The 14,152-nt window shown below is 73.7% G+C and carries 13 protein-coding genes; 11 read left to right on the forward strand and 2 right to left on the reverse strand.

The window, feature by feature from the left end:
• The first annotated feature begins 82 nt into the window (after nucleotides 1-82).
• Together HCJ94_RS29660 and HCJ94_RS15415 are read left to right on the forward strand one after the other, a co-directional pair.
• The gene (locus HCJ94_RS29660; RefSeq protein WP_205801336.1) at nucleotides 83-1,432 is read left to right on the forward strand and encodes a phosphopantetheine-binding protein; all 1,350 of its coding nucleotides are present in this window, start codon (nucleotides 83-85) and stop codon (nucleotides 1,430-1,432) included.
• On the forward strand, nucleotides 1,410-2,042 hold the full coding sequence (locus tag HCJ94_RS15415) for a helix-turn-helix transcriptional regulator (RefSeq protein ID WP_168001711.1): 633 nt from the start codon (nucleotides 1,410-1,412) through the stop codon (nucleotides 2,040-2,042). The genes HCJ94_RS29660 and HCJ94_RS15415 overlap by 23 nt, the downstream gene beginning before the upstream one ends.
• A 168-nt stretch (nucleotides 2,043-2,210) precedes the next feature.
• On the opposite strand, the gene HCJ94_RS15420 is transcribed toward HCJ94_RS15415, so the two are convergent.
• On the reverse strand, nucleotides 2,211-3,275 hold the full coding sequence (locus HCJ94_RS15420; RefSeq protein WP_168001712.1) for a beta-ketoacyl synthase N-terminal-like domain-containing protein: 1,065 nt from the start codon (nucleotides 3,273-3,275) through the stop codon (nucleotides 2,211-2,213).
• Entirely contained in the window at nucleotides 3,272-4,600 is a 1,329-nt protein-coding gene (locus HCJ94_RS15425) for a beta-ketoacyl-[acyl-carrier-protein] synthase family protein (protein WP_309227292.1), read from the reverse strand. Before HCJ94_RS15425 ends, HCJ94_RS15420 begins: the two co-directional genes overlap by 4 nt.
• A 253-nt stretch (nucleotides 4,601-4,853) precedes the next feature.
• On the opposite strand from HCJ94_RS15425, the gene HCJ94_RS15430 reads away from it, so the two are divergent.
• The 9 genes from HCJ94_RS15430 (at nucleotide 4,854) to HCJ94_RS15470 (ending at nucleotide 14,148) form a co-directional block, all read left to right on the forward strand.
• Nucleotides 4,854-5,180: a TcmI family type II polyketide cyclase gene (locus HCJ94_RS15430; protein WP_155333338.1), complete on the forward strand. Its 327-nt coding sequence runs from the start codon at nucleotides 4,854-4,856 to the stop codon at nucleotides 5,178-5,180.
• Nucleotides 5,173-5,628 (forward strand): cupin domain-containing protein, encoded by a 456-nt coding sequence (locus tag HCJ94_RS15435; protein WP_155333337.1) that lies wholly within the window; start codon nucleotides 5,173-5,175, stop codon nucleotides 5,626-5,628. Before HCJ94_RS15430 ends, HCJ94_RS15435 begins: the two co-directional genes overlap by 8 nt.
• Complete coding sequence (locus HCJ94_RS15440; protein ID WP_168001713.1) at nucleotides 5,625-6,902, forward strand: beta-ketoacyl-[acyl-carrier-protein] synthase family protein; 1,278 nt, start codon at nucleotides 5,625-5,627, stop codon at nucleotides 6,900-6,902. The genes HCJ94_RS15435 and HCJ94_RS15440 overlap by 4 nt, the downstream gene beginning before the upstream one ends.
• A complete protein-coding gene (locus HCJ94_RS15445) occupies nucleotides 6,899-8,119 on the forward strand; it encodes a ketosynthase chain-length factor (protein ID WP_168001714.1) in 1,221 nt (406 codons plus the stop codon). Before HCJ94_RS15440 ends, HCJ94_RS15445 begins: the two co-directional genes overlap by 4 nt.
• Before the next feature lie 58 nt (nucleotides 8,120-8,177).
• Nucleotides 8,178-8,654: an SRPBCC family protein gene (locus HCJ94_RS15450; protein ID WP_168001715.1), complete on the forward strand. Its 477-nt coding sequence runs from the start codon at nucleotides 8,178-8,180 to the stop codon at nucleotides 8,652-8,654.
• Nucleotides 8,655-8,678: 24 nt separating this feature from the next.
• On the forward strand, nucleotides 8,679-10,301 hold the full coding sequence (locus HCJ94_RS15455; protein ID WP_168001716.1) for an FAD-dependent monooxygenase: 1,623 nt from the start codon (nucleotides 8,679-8,681) through the stop codon (nucleotides 10,299-10,301).
• Complete coding sequence (locus HCJ94_RS15460; RefSeq protein ID WP_168001717.1) at nucleotides 10,298-10,993, forward strand: TenA family protein; 696 nt, start codon at nucleotides 10,298-10,300, stop codon at nucleotides 10,991-10,993. Before HCJ94_RS15455 ends, HCJ94_RS15460 begins: the two co-directional genes overlap by 4 nt.
• Before the next feature lie 207 nt (nucleotides 10,994-11,200).
• Complete coding sequence (locus HCJ94_RS15465; RefSeq protein ID WP_168001718.1) at nucleotides 11,201-12,712, forward strand: right-handed parallel beta-helix repeat-containing protein; 1,512 nt, start codon at nucleotides 11,201-11,203, stop codon at nucleotides 12,710-12,712.
• A gap of 101 nt (nucleotides 12,713-12,813) precedes the next feature.
• Complete coding sequence (locus HCJ94_RS15470; protein ID WP_168001719.1) at nucleotides 12,814-14,148, forward strand: cation:proton antiporter; 1,335 nt, start codon at nucleotides 12,814-12,816, stop codon at nucleotides 14,146-14,148.
• Nucleotides 14,149-14,152 lie beyond the last annotated feature (4 nt).

Raw genomic sequence — 14,152 nt, forward strand, 5'->3', positions numbered from 1 at the left:
TGGTGGATCCCGCCCTGTGACCCTCGGCGGGCGTCCGGACCGGGAACGCGACGACGAGTACGAGACGTACGGGAGTGACCGAATGAATTCCACACCCCAGTTCGAGCACGAGTCCTTCGCCCGGCGGCACCGGGGTGGCATGCTGCTGGAACGGCACGGCATCGACCTCTACCCGCACCCGTTCCTCGGGTTCACGCTCGCCCCCGGCCTCCGGTCGGACATGCTGAACACCGACGACGCGGGGTTCCGGCTCTCCGACTCCCCGTACGGCACGGTGGACTCGGCGAGCTGGCTGGCATCCGGCGGTGGCGGGATCCTGCTCGGCAACTCGGTGGCCCTCGCGCTCGCCGCGTCGTCGGACTCCACCACCGTGGCGTCGTACCTGGCCGGGCTGACCGGAGTGCGGCAGCTCAACCTGGGGCTCTGCGCGGCGGTCTCGCTCCAGGAACTGGTGGCCGCGGTGCCGTTCCTGGAGAAGGCGTCCACAGTGGTCATCATCGGCGGCGGCCCGGACTTCGTGAACCTGGTCGGTTCGCTGACCCCGGACAACCTCTACGGCACGGTGTCGTACGAACGCACCTTCGACGACCTGACCCAGGTCCCGCTGTTCGACCTGGCGGTGCTCGCCGCCGGCAAGACGGTGCCCGACCTGGACGCGGTGCGCCGTCCCCGCACCACCACGCCGGCCTGGGACCTCGCCCAGGTGCGCGAGCGGATGGCCGTGGCGGCGGCACGCCGGCTGCGGGACCTGCGGGTCCTCGCCAAGGCGGTGCCCGCCGGTGCCCGGGTGCTGCTCTGCCTCCAGCCGCTGGCCTCCACCCGTACCCGCGACATCACCCCGGAGGAGCGGGCGCGCTACGACTTCGACGCGCCCGTCTTCGGCATCCTGCACAGCGCGATCGAGGAGAACTGGAAGGCGTACGCGGACGTGCTCGCCGCCGGTTGCGCCGAGCTGGGAGTGTCCTTCCTGGACCTGGCGGCGGACCGGTTCGTCGGCGACTCGTTCGCCGACACCGTGCACCTCACCGACGCCGGCAACCGGCAGGGGGCGGAGCTGATCCAGGCGGCGTTGGGCGGCGGGGGCGGCACGGCCGCCGTACCGCCGCCGCGGGTCGCGGCCGAACCGGCGCCCGTGGTGGCGGCCGCGCCGGTGGCGGACGCCGCGCCCGCCGGGGCGGACGACGACCGGACCGCGCAGCTCGCGGCGGTCGTGACGGAGATCCTCGAACTGGAACCCGGGCAGCTCACACCCGACGGCGACTTCATCAACGACTACGGCGCCGACTCCATGCTGGTCATCGACATCCTGGCCCGGATCGAGGTGGACATGGGGGTCCGCATCCCCGACGCCGACATCCCCAAGATGACGAGCCTGGCGGCGGTGGTGGCCCTGGTCGAGGAGAACGCCAATGAGACGGAAGCGGTCGCCTGACCCTGGGCAGCCGGCGGGCGGGGCCGTACGCACCGGCCCGCCCGCGCCGTCCCGGGGGCCTGGCCGGGTCGTCCTCGCCGGGGACTGGCCCGCCTCACGGGCCGCGGCGCTGCGCGCGCTGCTCACCGTCGTCGACGACCCCTGCTCCCCGGTCGACTGGCTGCTCGTCGCCGTCGGCGCCGGGCCGCCGCCACCCGGCGCGCTGCCCCGGCCGGCGCAGCCACGCCGCCCGCGGGTGGCCGTCGTCGACCCCGGCGGCCGGTGGCCGGAGGGCGCGGACAGCGACGTCTACCTCGCCGGTGACGTCGAACCGGGCGAGCTGGTGGCCGCGCTGCGGCTGGCCGGGACCGAGTTCACCATCCGCCGGGTGGCGACGCCGGCCCGGCGAGGACTCCCGGCCGGGTTGACCGGCCGGGAGGGGGAGCTGCTGCGGGCGCTCTGCGCCGGTCTGGGCAACGACCAGATCGCCCGGCAGCTGCACATCTCGCGCAGCACGGTGGAGTTCCACCTCACCCGCATCTTCCGCAAGCTGGAGGTGTCCAGCCGCGCCGAGGCCATCGTGCGGGCCCTGCGCCACGACCCGGGCCTGGCCGCCGCCGGCCGCCGCTGACGCCGTACGCGGATCCGCCGCCCGTTCCCGCTCCGCGGGGACGGGCGGCGGCGCTGCCGGCAAGATCGTGCTCGATCCAGGAAGTAGTGGCCTCGGCGCGTGTGCGCGTGTGCGAGGCCACTACTTCCAGGGTAGAGCCTGATCTTGGTGGGTGCTTCCCCCGTCGGGTCAGCCGACCGGGATCGGCACCCGGGAGCCGGGGGCCAGGACGGCGCAGGCCACCTGGCCGTCGGGGTCGATGGAGGTGACGAGGGTGACGCCGGCCGAGGGCTCCGTGTCGGCCTCGACGAGCGCCGCGGCGACGCCGAACGCCGCGGACGCGCCGTAGGTGTCGCCGACCCGCGTCGCCGGGTCCAGCACGCGTACGCCGGGCAGGACGTCGGCGAGGACCGCCGTCTCGTCGTCGGCGTACCGGCCGGGGGCGGCTGCGCCCCGGACGACCGTGGCGACGTCACCGGCGGTGACGCCGGCCTGCCGCAGCGCCCGGGTCACCACGCGGTGCAGAGCCGCCCGCCCCTCGTCCGGCTCGGGAAAGTAGCCGGCGGTCAGCGCCAGCGGGGTGGCCAGGACCCGCCGGCCGGCCCGTTCGGCGGACTCCGCGGTCTCCACCAGGAAGACGCAGCAGCCTTCGCCGGTCAGGGCGGGGGCCCGGTCGGCGGCCGTCTCCAGCCGCAGCCGGCGGGGGCTGATCGCCTCGAACGCGCCGGCCAGCACGGCGTCCGCGCGGCCGGCCGCGACCAGCCGGCGTGCGCAGCCCAGGGCGGTGAGCCCGGTCGCCCGGCCGGAGGTCACGGTGACGTTCGGGCCGCGCAGGTCGAAGCGGATGGCGGCCTGGCTGCTGGTGTAGTTCATGATGCCCGGCGGCATCAGGTTGTGGTCGATGAAGTGCGGCTTGGCCCCGGCCAGCGAGCCACCGGACACGGCCAGGTACGAGTCGAGGCTGGCCAGCGCGCTGCCGAGAACCACCCCGCGTCGGGCGGCGGGCACGTCACCCAGGTCGTACGCGGCGAGCAGGGCCCCGACCGTGCCGACGGCCAGGGCGGACGAGCGCTCCTTGAGCCGGACCCGGCGGTTCGGGGTGAAGTCGTCGCCGGTCAGCTCGGGCAGCCGGGCGACCGGTGGGGCCTCGCCGGGGCTGACGGCGGGCCGCGCGGCACGCCACCCGGCCGCGAACGGCCCGGTCCCGAGGCCGAACGGCGAGACGACGGCCAGGCCGGAGATCACCACGTTCATGCCTCGGCTCCTCGTGCCTCGGGGTGCGGACCGGCCTCGCCGGGACCGCGCAGGACCAGGGTCGCGTTGTTGCCGCCGAAGCCGAGCGAGTTGACGAGCGCGGTGCGGACGGCGGCCGGGCGGGCCACGTTGGGTACGCAGTCGACCTGGCAGTCCGGGTCGGGCTCGCGGAAGTTGACCGTGGGCGGCAGGAACCGGTGCTGCATCGCGAGCAGCGCGGCGATGGCGGTGTGCGCGCCGACGGCGCCCATGGTGTGGCCGATCATCGACTTGACCCCGACCACCGGCGGCGGGGGCCGCTCGCCGAAGACGTCCCGGATGGCACCCACCTCCATCGGGTCGCTCGCGCGGGTGCCGGTGGCGTGGGCGAAGATCACGTCCAGCTCGGCGGCGTCGACCCCGGCGTCGGCCAGGGCGCCCGCCATGCACTCGGCGACCCGTTCCCGTACCGGGGCGGTGGGGTGGTCGGCGTCGCAGTTGAGGTGCAGGCCGAGCACCTCGGCGAGGATCGGGGCACCCCGCCGCCGGGCGTGGTCGAGGCTCTCCAGGACCAGCATGGCGGCGCCCTCGCCCCACATCGTGCCGTCGCGTTCCCGGTCGAACGGCCGGCACCGCTCGTGGGCCATGGCTCCCATGCGGACGAAGCCGGCGAACGCCATGCGGTTGACCGAGTCGGCGCCGCCGCAGATCGCGTACTCGGCGTCGCCGGCGCGGATCGCGTCCACGCCGTAGCTGATCGCGTAGTTGCCGGCCGCGCACGCGGTGGGGATCGTCAGGGTCTCCACGTCGCGCAGGTCGAGCTCGGCCGCGGCGGCGGTGGCGAGGCGTCCGGGCTGGAGCAGCCGGGCGAGGTCCCCGGGCGGCACGGCGTCCGGCTCGCGCAGCTCGACCTCGGCGAGCGCGTCGAGGTCCAGCGACTGGCCGCACGTGGTGCCGACCGCGATCAGGCCGGCCTCGTCGCGGACGGCGGCGGGGTCGAGGCCCGCCTCGCGGACGGCCATCCGGGACGCCGCGGCGGCGAGGGCCGCGACCTGGCCGCTGCCCTTCGGGTCCAGGCGTTCCAGCACGGACGCCGGGTCGAAGTCGGTGACCTCGCAGGCGTGGTCGTGCGGGAAACCGGTGGCGTCCCATTTGCTGATCGGTTTCGCGCCACACCGTCCCTCCTGGAGGCCGGCGAGGAATTCCGCCCGCCCGGATCCGATGCTGGAAATGACTCCGAAACCGGTGACGACGACCCGGCCGGTCGGGTCGTCGCTCCAATTCTTCCCGTTCGTGTGGAGAACTCGGGGACTCGTCAACGCGGCCTCCGGAATGGGTGGGGACACCGGCCCCATTGTCGGCGGCGGGGACTCCGGCAACCACTGCGTAATTCCCTAGTGGCGGGTGCGCGCACCGGCCCTCACCAGGCCGGTCGCGCGATGCGCGGGCCGCCTCGTCGAGCGGCTGTCGAGGCCGGCGCGGGCCGGTGTACGCCGACCGCGCCGGTCACGCCGACCCCGCCGAAGCGTCGAGCAGCGTTCGACCGTCCCTGCCGGAGGATGCCGCATCATCGGCGGCAACGAGTGAGAGGTGATTGGTGTGCATCGAACGCTGATCGTTGCCCGGATGGCCCCTGAGAAAGCGGACGACGTGGCCAAGATATTCGCCAGCTCGGACTCCACCGATCTGCCGCGGATGATCGGCGTCACGCGCCGTACGCTCTTCCGTTTCCACGACCTGTACTTCCACCTGGTGGAGGCCGACGAGGACATCTCGCCCCGGCTGTACCAGGCGCGGAGCCACCCCCTCTACGGGCAGATCAACGAGCAGCTGTCCCACCACATCCGGCCGTACGACCCGAACTGGCGCGAGCCGAAGGACGCGATGGCCGACCCGTTCTACGTCTGGGAGGCCCCCGGTGAGTGAACTCGCGCAGACCCCGACCCGCCCGCTGCGGGTCTCCGCCAACGACGTGCCGGCGAACCGGCGGCGGGGCGGGGACATCCGCGTGGTGCTCAGCCCGAAGACGGTCGGGTCCACGTCCGGCTTCATGGGCACCCTGACCCTCGCCCCGGGCGAGTACGTGACCGAGCACTACCACCCGTACTCGGAGGAGTTCCTGCTGGTCGTGAGCGGCCGGCTCACCGCCCGGGTGGAGGACGCCGGTGAGGTCGACCTCGTCCCCGGCGAGGGCCTGCTGGTGCCGATCGGCAAGCGCCACCGGGTGTGGAACGCCGGCGCCGAGGAGGTGCGGGCGGTGTTCCACCTGAGCCCGCTCGCCCCCCGGCCCGAGCTGGGGCACGTCGACACCGAGGAGCTGCCCGCCGCCTCCGGCGGCGCCCCGGTCCCGGACGTGGGGGGCCCGCGCCGATGACCGGACACCGTCGGGTGGTCGTGACGGGCATCGGCGTGGTGGCGCCCGGGGGCATCGGGACCAAGGCGTACTGGGACCTGCTCACCGCCGGGCGCACCGCCACCCGTCCCATCACCCTCTTCGACGCCACGAACTTCCGGTCCCGGATCGCCGCCGAGTGCGACTTCGACCCGGCCGCCAACGGGCTGAGCCCCCAGGAGATCCGCCGGATGGACCGGGCGGCGCAGTTCGCCGTGGTCTCCGCCCGCGAGGCGTGGGCGGACAGCGGACTGGAGGACACCGACGTGCCGCCGGAGCGGACCGGTGTGAGCCTCGGCAGCGCGGTCGGCTGCACCACCGGGCTGGAGGAGGAGTACCTGGTCCTCAGCGACGGCGGCCGGCGCTGGCTGGTCGACCCTGCGTACACGGTGCCGCAGCTGTACGGCTACATGGTGCCGAGCACCATGGCCGCCGAGGTGGCCTGGACGGTCGGCGCCGAGGGACCGGTGTCGCTGATCTCCACCGGCTGCACGGCGGGGCTGGACGCGGTCGGCAACGGGGCCAGCCTCATCTGGTCCGGGCGAGCCGACGTGGTCGTCGCCGGCGCGACCGACGCGCCGCTGTCGCCGATCACCGCCGCCTGCTTCGACGCGATCAAGGCCACCTCGCCGGACAACGACGACGCGGCCCACGCGTCCCGCCCGTTCGACGCGAAGCGGCGCGGATTCGTCCTCGGCGAGGGGTCCGCCGTGCTGGTCCTGGAGGAGCGCGAGGCCGCGCGCCGCCGGGGCGCCCACGTGTACGCCGAGATCGCCGGGTACGCCAGCCGCAGCAACGCGTACCACATGACGGGGCTGAAGCCGGACGGCCGGGAGATGGCCGAGGCGATCCGGCAGGCCCTGGCGGCGGCCCGGCTCGACGCGTCGGACATCGACTACATCAACGCGCACGGCTCCGGCACGCGGCAGAACGACCGGCACGAGACCGCCGCGTTCAAGCGGGCGCTGGGCGACCGCGCGTACCGGGTGCCGGTCAGCTCGATCAAGTCGATGGTCGGGCACTCGCTCGGCGCGATCGGCTCGATCGAGGTGGCGGCGTGCGCGCTGGCGCTGGAGGAGCAGGTGGTGCCGCCGACGGCCAACCTGCACAATCCGGATCCGGAGTGCGACCTGGACTACGTGCCGATCACCGCGCGGGAGCACCGGATGCGGGGCGTGCTCAGCGTGGGCAGCGGCTTCGGCGGCTTCCAGACCGCGATGGTCATCACGAAGGACCGCGGGGAGGATCCGCGATGAGCCGGACGGCCGTGGTGACCGGGATCGGCGTCACCGCCCCGAACGGGCTGGGCACCGAGGCGTACTGGGCGGCGACGCTCGCCGGCCGCAGTGGCATCGGCCGGATCAGCCGCTTCGACCCGACCGGTTACCCGGTGCGGCTGGCCGGCGAGGTCCGCGACTTCGATGCCGGCACGCACGTCCCGAGCCGGCTCATCCCGCAGACCGACAACTGGACCCACCTGGGCCTCACCGCCGCCGCGTGGGCCCTCGACGACGCCGGCGCCGACCCGGCGGCCTTCCCCGAGTACGAGATGGCCGTCGTCACCGCCAGTTCCTCCGGTGGTACGGAGTTCGGGCAGCGGGAGATCGAGCGGCTCTGGACGAAGGGACCGTCGTGGGTCGGGGCGTACCAGTCGATCGCCTGGTTCTACGCGGCCACCACCGGGCAGATCTCCATCCGGCACGGGATGCGCGGCCCCTGCGGCGTGGTGTGCAGCGAGCAGGCCGGGGCGCTGGACGCCGCCGGGCAGGCGCGGGCGCTCGTCCAGCAGGGAACCCGGCTGGTCGTCACCGGCGGCACCGACGCGTCCCTGTGCCCGTACGGGCTGACCGCGCAGCTCAGCAAGGGCACGCTCAGCGGCGGCGACGACCCGGGGCGGGCGTACCGGCCGTTCGACGCCGACGCCGGCGGCTACGTGCCGGGTGAGGGCGGGGCCATGCTGATCGTCGAGGACGCCGCCGACGCGCGAGCCCGCCGCGCACCGAAGGTGTACGGCGTGATCGCCGGGCAGGCGGCCACCTTCGACCCGCGGCCCGGCTCCGGGCGGGAACCCGGCCTGCGCCGGGCGATCGAGCTGGCGCTGGCCGACGCCGGCGTCGCCCCGGCCGACGTGGACGTGGTGTTCGCCGACGCGGCCGGGGTGCCGGACGCCGACCGGGCGGAGGCGGCGGCGATCAGCGCCGTGTTCGGTCCGGGCGGGGTGCCGGTGACCGCGCCGAAGACGATGACCGGCCGGCTGTACGCCGGCGGCGCCGCGCTGGACCTGGCGTGCGCCCTGCTCGCCCTCCGGGACCAGGTGATCCCCCCGACCGTCGGGGTGGCGCGGCTGGCTCCGGGATGCGACCTGGACCTGGTGCGGGACGTGCCCCGGGAGGCGCGGCTGCGCACGGCGCTGGTCGTCGCCCGCGGGTACGGCGGCTTCAACGCCGCCGCGGTCGTCACCGCGGCGGGCTGACCGGAGCGGCCGGCCGGGTGGAAGCCCGGGCCGGTGTCGAGTGAGGAGAGACAGCACCATGGCAGGACACACGGACAACGCGATCGTCATCGACGCGCCGATGGACGTGGTGTGGGACATGACCAACGACGTGGCGTCGTGGCCGCAGCTGTTCAGCGAGTACGCCGCCGCGGAGATCCTCGAACGGGACGGCGACAGCGTCACGTTCCGGCTCACCATGCACCCCGACGAGGACGGCACGGTGTGGAGCTGGGTGTCGAAGCGCACCGTCGACCGGGAGCGCCGCGAGGTCCGGGCCCACCGGATCGAGACCGGCCCGTTCGAGTACATGAACATCCACTGGACGTACACCGAGGTCGACGGCGGGGTGCGGATGCGCTGGGTGCAGGACTTCCACATGAAGCCGCAGGCGCCGGTCGACGACGACGCGATGACCGCGCACCTGAACCGCAACACGGTGATCCAGATGAACCGGATCAAGGGGCTGGTCGAGGCCGCGGCGGCCGCGCGCGGCCCGGTGGCCCGGGCGAGCTGAGCCGACGAGCCCAGGAGGAGCAGGATGTACGACGAAGAGGTACCGGTACTGATCGTGGGCGCCGGCCCGGTGGGCCTGTCCACGGCGGTCTTCCTCGGCCGGCACGGTGTGCCCACCCTGGTGGTGGAGAAGCGGCCCAACACGTCCCGGCTGCCCCGCGCCCCGGGCCTGCAGGCGCGCACCATGGAGCTGTTCCGTGCCGCCGGCATCGGCCCGGACATCCGGGCGCTGGAGATCGGCGACTCGCACCGCTACTTCGAGGGCGGGATCCTGCGGGTCAGCACGTACTCCGACATCGCGAACGCGCAGGTGCTGGAGGCGCCGTCGCTGGACGGTCCGGAGATTAGCCCGGAGCGGGTGATGGGGTGCGGCCAGGACCGCTACGAGGTGGTGCTGGCGGCCAAGGCGCAGGAGTTCGGCTCGGAGATCCGCTTCGGCGCCCGGCTGACCGCCGTCGAGCAGGACGAGGACGGCGTGACCGCGACGGTGACCGACGAGAGCGGCGCCGAGCGGACGATCCGGGCGCGGTACCTGGTCGGCGCCGACGGTGCCGGCAGTTCGGTGCGGGGGCTGCTGGGCGTCGGGCGCTCCGGTCGCGGCTCGGTGTTCCACGCGCTGAGCATCTACTTCCGCGCCCCCGAGCTGGAGCAGATCCTCGCCGACCGGCCGTTCATCCTCTGCTACGCCACGGTGGGCGGGACGATGACCGGGCTGTCCCGGCTGCACGGCTGCGACCCGTGGCTGGCCGCGCCGGTCTACCACCCCGACCGGGGGGAGTCCCCGGAGGACTTCACCGACGAGCGCTGCGTGCGGATCGTCCGGGAGGCCGCCGGCAAGCCCGACATGGCGGTCGAGGTGATGGCCAAGGTGCCGTGGGAGGGCTCGCAGCTGGTCGCGGACCGGTTCCGGGTCGGCCGGGTCTTCCTGGCCGGCGACGCGGCCCACGTGCACCCGCCGGCCGGCGGGTTCGGCGCCAACACCGGCATCCACGACGCGCACAACCTGGCGTGGAAGCTGGCTGCCGAACTGCACGGGTGGGGCAGCTCCGCGCTGCTGGACACGTACCACCAGGAGCGGCACGCGGTGGGCTCGGCGATGGCGGAGCAGGCCATGGTCCGCAACCGGATCCGGCACGGGCAGAGCGACGGCCGCCCGGAGAAGGAGATGGTCGACGACATCATCATCACCCTCGGCTACCGCTACCGGTCCGCGGCGGTGCTCGCCGACGACCACCCGCCGGTGCTGACCGCGCCGTTGACCCTGGCCGGCGAGCCGGGCACCCGGGCGCCGCACCTGTGGCTGCGCGAGGGCACGCGGGAGCTGTCCACGATCGACCTGTTCTGGGACTCGTTCGTGCTGCTCAGCGGTGCGGAGGACGACGGCTGGCACGAGGCGGCGACCCGCCTGGCGGCGCAGACCTCGGTGCCGCTGCGGTCGGTACGCGTCGGCCCGGGCGGCGACGTCACCACGACCGGCGCCGACTGGGCGGTCGCGTTCGGTGTCTCCCCGCGCGGCGCCGTGCTGGTGCGGCCGGACGCGTTCGTGGCCTGGCGCAGCGTCGAGGGCTCCGGCGAGCCGGAGAAGGTGCTGACCGACGTGCTCGCCGAGGTGTCCGGCGCCGAGCGGCTGATCCCGGCGGCGACGTGACGGCCGGGCCGGCGACCCGGGCGCGGCCCCAGGACGAGCTGGCGGCGCTCGCGGTGCCGCTGGTGGAGCGGGTGACCGCTCACCCGTTCTGGGCGGGGCTGCGCGACGGGACGCTCCCGCCGGAGGCGCTGTGGTGGTTCGCCGAGCAGGACGCCCGGTACGTCGTCCCGGCGTACGCGCGGGCGCTGGCCCGGTGCGCGGCGGGCGCCGACCGGATGGAGCACGCCGGCCTGCTGGCCGGGGCGGCGCAGGCCACGGTGGGCTCGCTGCCCCGGCTGGACCGGGAGTTGGGCCGGCTGGCGGAGACGCTCGGCCGGACCGCCGGCTCGGCGCCGGCCGGCCCCGGGCCGGCGGTGCACGCGTACACGTCGGTCATGCTCGCGGCGCCGGTGACGTCGTTCGCGGCGGGCGTCGGCGCGCTGCTGCCGATGAGCTGGTTCCACCTGCTCGTCTCCGACGACCTGCGGCGACGCGCCGACCGCTCGTCGCGGTACGGGCCGTGGATCGAGCAGTACCTGGCGTACGACGGGTTCGCCGACTACGTCGCCGCCTGGCTGGCGATGGTCGACGAGGTCGTCGAGGCGGGCGGTGACGGGAATCGGACCCGGCTCGTCGAGTGGTTCTTGACTGGTGCTCGCTGTGAGTGGGAGTTCGCGGACGCAGCGTGGCGACGGCAGGGGTGGGCGGTGTAGCGACGGACGAGGGGGAATCCCAGCCGTCGAGCCCAGATCGAGGCGGGAAATCCACCATGGACGGGCTACCGCCCGTCCGCACCGGCCCTCGTCCCCGCAGCTCAGGGGCGGGCCGGGCACAGCCATTGGAGTCCCGTCATGACAGATACCCCTGGCCGTTCCCGAACACGTCTCCGCGGCGTACGTCGAATCGGAGGTCGGATACTCATGGTCGCCCTGAGCGCGAGCCTGGCGGCGGCGGTCACCCCCGCCTCGCCCGCCAACGCCAGCACCTGGCAGGCCCGGACGTACCACGTCGACTGCGTGGCGGGCAACGACTCGGCCGACGGCACCAAGCCGACGACCGCCTGGCGCACGCTGGCGCGGGTCAACAAGGCCACGTTCGGCCCGGGCGACTCGATCCTCTTCCTCCGCGGCACCACCTGCCAGGGGGTGCTGGAGCCGAAGGGGTCGGGCACCGCCGCGGCGCCGATCAAGGTCGGGGCGTACGGCACCGGGGTCCGACCGAAGATCGTCGCGCCGGGCACCCGGGCGGCGGTGTTCCTGCGCAACGTGCAGGGCTGGGAGATCCGGGACCTGGAGGTCACCAACCCGGGCCCGGTCGACGGGACCGCCCGGGTCGGCATCTACGTGCTGCTGGAGAACTTCGGCACCGGCAAGCACTACGTGGTGGAGAACGTCTACGTCCACGACGTGCCCGGCTGCGACTGCCTGGACCCGGCCCTGGAGAACAGCGGCGGTGTCCTCTTCGAGGCGACCGGTGACTCGGTGCCGACCACGTTCGACGGGATCCGGGTGACCGACAGCGTCGTGAGCGGCGTCGACAACGTCGGTATCGGCACGCTCTCCAGCTGGTCCAAGCGGGACATGTTCCCCGCTGGGCGCAACCACTTCATGCCGATGACGAACGTGAAGTTCCTCCGCAACACCCTGTCCAACCTGGGCGGCGACGGCATTCTTGTGATGAACGGCGTCGACTCGCGGACCGCGCGCAACAAGATCGACGGCTTCGGCCTGCGGGCCGCCCAGTCGCACGCCGCGATCCTCGCGTACAACTCCGACCGCCCGGTGCTGGAGCACAACGAGATCACCGGCGGCGCCGCCTTCCCGCCGTCGTTCTCGCTCACCGTGGACGCCGGCACCAAGGACCCGCTCTACCAGTACAACTACAGCCACGACAACAACGGGCCGTTCATCCTGTTCTGCGCGTCGTCCGGGTCGTACGCCGACGGAGCGGTCATCCGCTACAACATCAGCGACAACGACAAGGACGTGAACCTCGACGGCTTCATCATCCCGGTGGTCGCGGCGGGCTGCGACAACGGGATCACCAACTCGAAGTTCTACAACAACACGATCTACGCGCCGAACGCGGAGAACCTGGCCGGCGCGTTCCCGCACACCTCGATCGCCTTCACCAACAACATCTTCTCCGGCAAGGCGACCGGCGCGCGGATCGACGACCCGGTGGGCGTCTACGACCACAACCTGTACCAGAACGTCACCGCCGTGGCGGTCAACACCACCAACGCGGTGAACGCCGACCCGCTGTTCCGCAACCCGACCACCGACCGGCCGGCCGGTTTCCGGCTCCGGTGCGGCTCGCCGGCCATCGACGCCGGCGTGGCCGTCCCGGACAACGGCGGCCGCGACTTCTGGGGCAACGAGGTCACCGGCACCACGCCGAACATCGGCGCCTACGAGGGCCCCTGCCTCTGACACGCTCCTCCGCGGACAGCCTTACCGCGCTCCGCGCGCGGTAAGGCTGTTCCCGCATGGGCGGCGGGGTCCGGTGACCGTGACACCAACGGGAGGACGACATGACCCTGGCCACCGCGCCGCTCGGACTCATCTCCGCGGCGGACCTCGAACGGTTCCTCTTCCAGGTGGGACTGCTCCTGCTGGCCGCGCTGCTGCTCGGCCGGCTGGCCCAACGGCTCGGCCTCTCGGCGGTCGCCGGTGAGCTCTGCGCCGGCGTCCTGCTCGGGCCCAGCCTTCTCGGTCACCTGCCCGGCCTCGGCGACTGGTTGCTGCCGCACTCGGCCGCCCAGATCAACCTGCTCGACGCGGTCGGCCAGGTCGGCGTCCTGCTGCTGGTCGGGCTCACCGGAATCCACATCGATCTGGATCTGGTCCGCCGCCGCGGGGTGACCGCCGCCCGGATCAGTGCCGCCGGCGTGCTCCTGCCGGTCGCCCTCGGCGTGCTCACCGGGCTCGCCCTGCCCGCGTCGCTGATACCCGACGGGGTGGACGAGATCACCTTCGCCCTCTTCCTCGCCGTGGCGATGGGGGTCAGCGCCATCCCGGTCATCGCCAAGACCCTGACCGAGCTGCGGCTGGTGCACCGCAACGTCGGGCAGCTGATCCTCTGCGCGGTCACCGTCGACGACATCGTCGGCTGGATGCTGCTCTCCGTCGTCTCCGCGATGGCGACGACCGGCGTCCGGGCCGGCGGCATCGCGTTCTCCGTGGTGGCCCTGATCGCCATCCTCGTGCTGGCCGTGCTGGCCCGCCCGCTGGTCCGCCGGGCGTTGCGCACCGCCGCGCGCGCCGACGGCGACGACGGGGAGGCGGTGACCGTGACGACGGTGGTCGTCCTGGTGGTCCTCGCCGCCGCCGCCACGCACCTGCTGCACCTGGAGGCGGTGTTCGGCGCGCTGGTGTGCGGCATCGTGATCGGCAGCTCCGGCGCCCTCGACCGGTCGCGGCTGCGGCCACTGCGGACCGTCGTCATGGCCGTACTCGCCCCGCTCTTCTTCGCCATCGCCGGCCTGCGGATGGACGTCACCGTGCTGGCCCGCCCGTCGGTCCTGCTCTCCGCGCTGGCCGTCCTGGCCGTGGCGGTCACCGGCAAGTTCGTCGGCGCGTACGTGGGCGCCCGGATGAGCCGGCTCGGGCACTGGGAGTCCCTGGCCCTGGGCGCCGGCATGAACGCGCGCGGCGTCATCGAGATCATCATCGCCATGGTGGGGCTGCGTCTCGGTGTACTCGGCGTCGAGACGTACACGATCCTGGTGCTGGTGGCGGTGGCCACCTCGATGATGGCGCCGCCGCTGCTGCGGCTCAGCATGCGGCGGGTCGAGCAGACCGCCGAGGAGCGGTTGCGCGCGCAGGAGCACGGCATCCCGCTGCGCGGCCCGGACGTGGCGGCGTGAGCCT

Origin of the sequence: Micromonospora thermarum, from assembly GCF_012034245.1 — a bacterium.
Lineage (GTDB): Bacteria > Actinomycetota > Actinomycetes > Mycobacteriales > Micromonosporaceae > Micromonospora > Micromonospora thermarum.

Excerpts from the sequence above, each read along its gene's own strand:
- HCJ94_RS29660 (WP_205801336.1), top strand. The coding sequence starts at position 83 with ATGAATTCCACACCCCAGTTCGAGCACGAGTCCTTCGCCCGGCGGCAC.
- HCJ94_RS15415 (WP_168001711.1), top strand. The coding sequence starts at position 1,410 with ATGAGACGGAAGCGGTCGCCTGACCCTGGGCAGCCGGCGGGCGGGGCC.
- HCJ94_RS15420 (WP_168001712.1), bottom strand. The coding sequence starts at position 3,275 with ATGAACGTGGTGATCTCCGGCCTGGCCGTCGTCTCGCCGTTCGGCCTC.
- HCJ94_RS15440 (WP_168001713.1), top strand. The coding sequence starts at position 5,625 with ATGACCGGACACCGTCGGGTGGTCGTGACGGGCATCGGCGTGGTGGCG.
- HCJ94_RS15445 (WP_168001714.1), top strand. The coding sequence starts at position 6,899 with ATGAGCCGGACGGCCGTGGTGACCGGGATCGGCGTCACCGCCCCGAAC.
- HCJ94_RS15450 (WP_168001715.1), top strand. The coding sequence starts at position 8,178 with ATGGCAGGACACACGGACAACGCGATCGTCATCGACGCGCCGATGGAC.
- HCJ94_RS15455 (WP_168001716.1), top strand. The coding sequence starts at position 8,679 with ATGTACGACGAAGAGGTACCGGTACTGATCGTGGGCGCCGGCCCGGTG.
- HCJ94_RS15465 (WP_168001718.1), top strand. The coding sequence starts at position 11,201 with ATGGTCGCCCTGAGCGCGAGCCTGGCGGCGGCGGTCACCCCCGCCTCG.
- HCJ94_RS15470 (WP_168001719.1), top strand. The coding sequence starts at position 12,814 with ATGACCCTGGCCACCGCGCCGCTCGGACTCATCTCCGCGGCGGACCTC.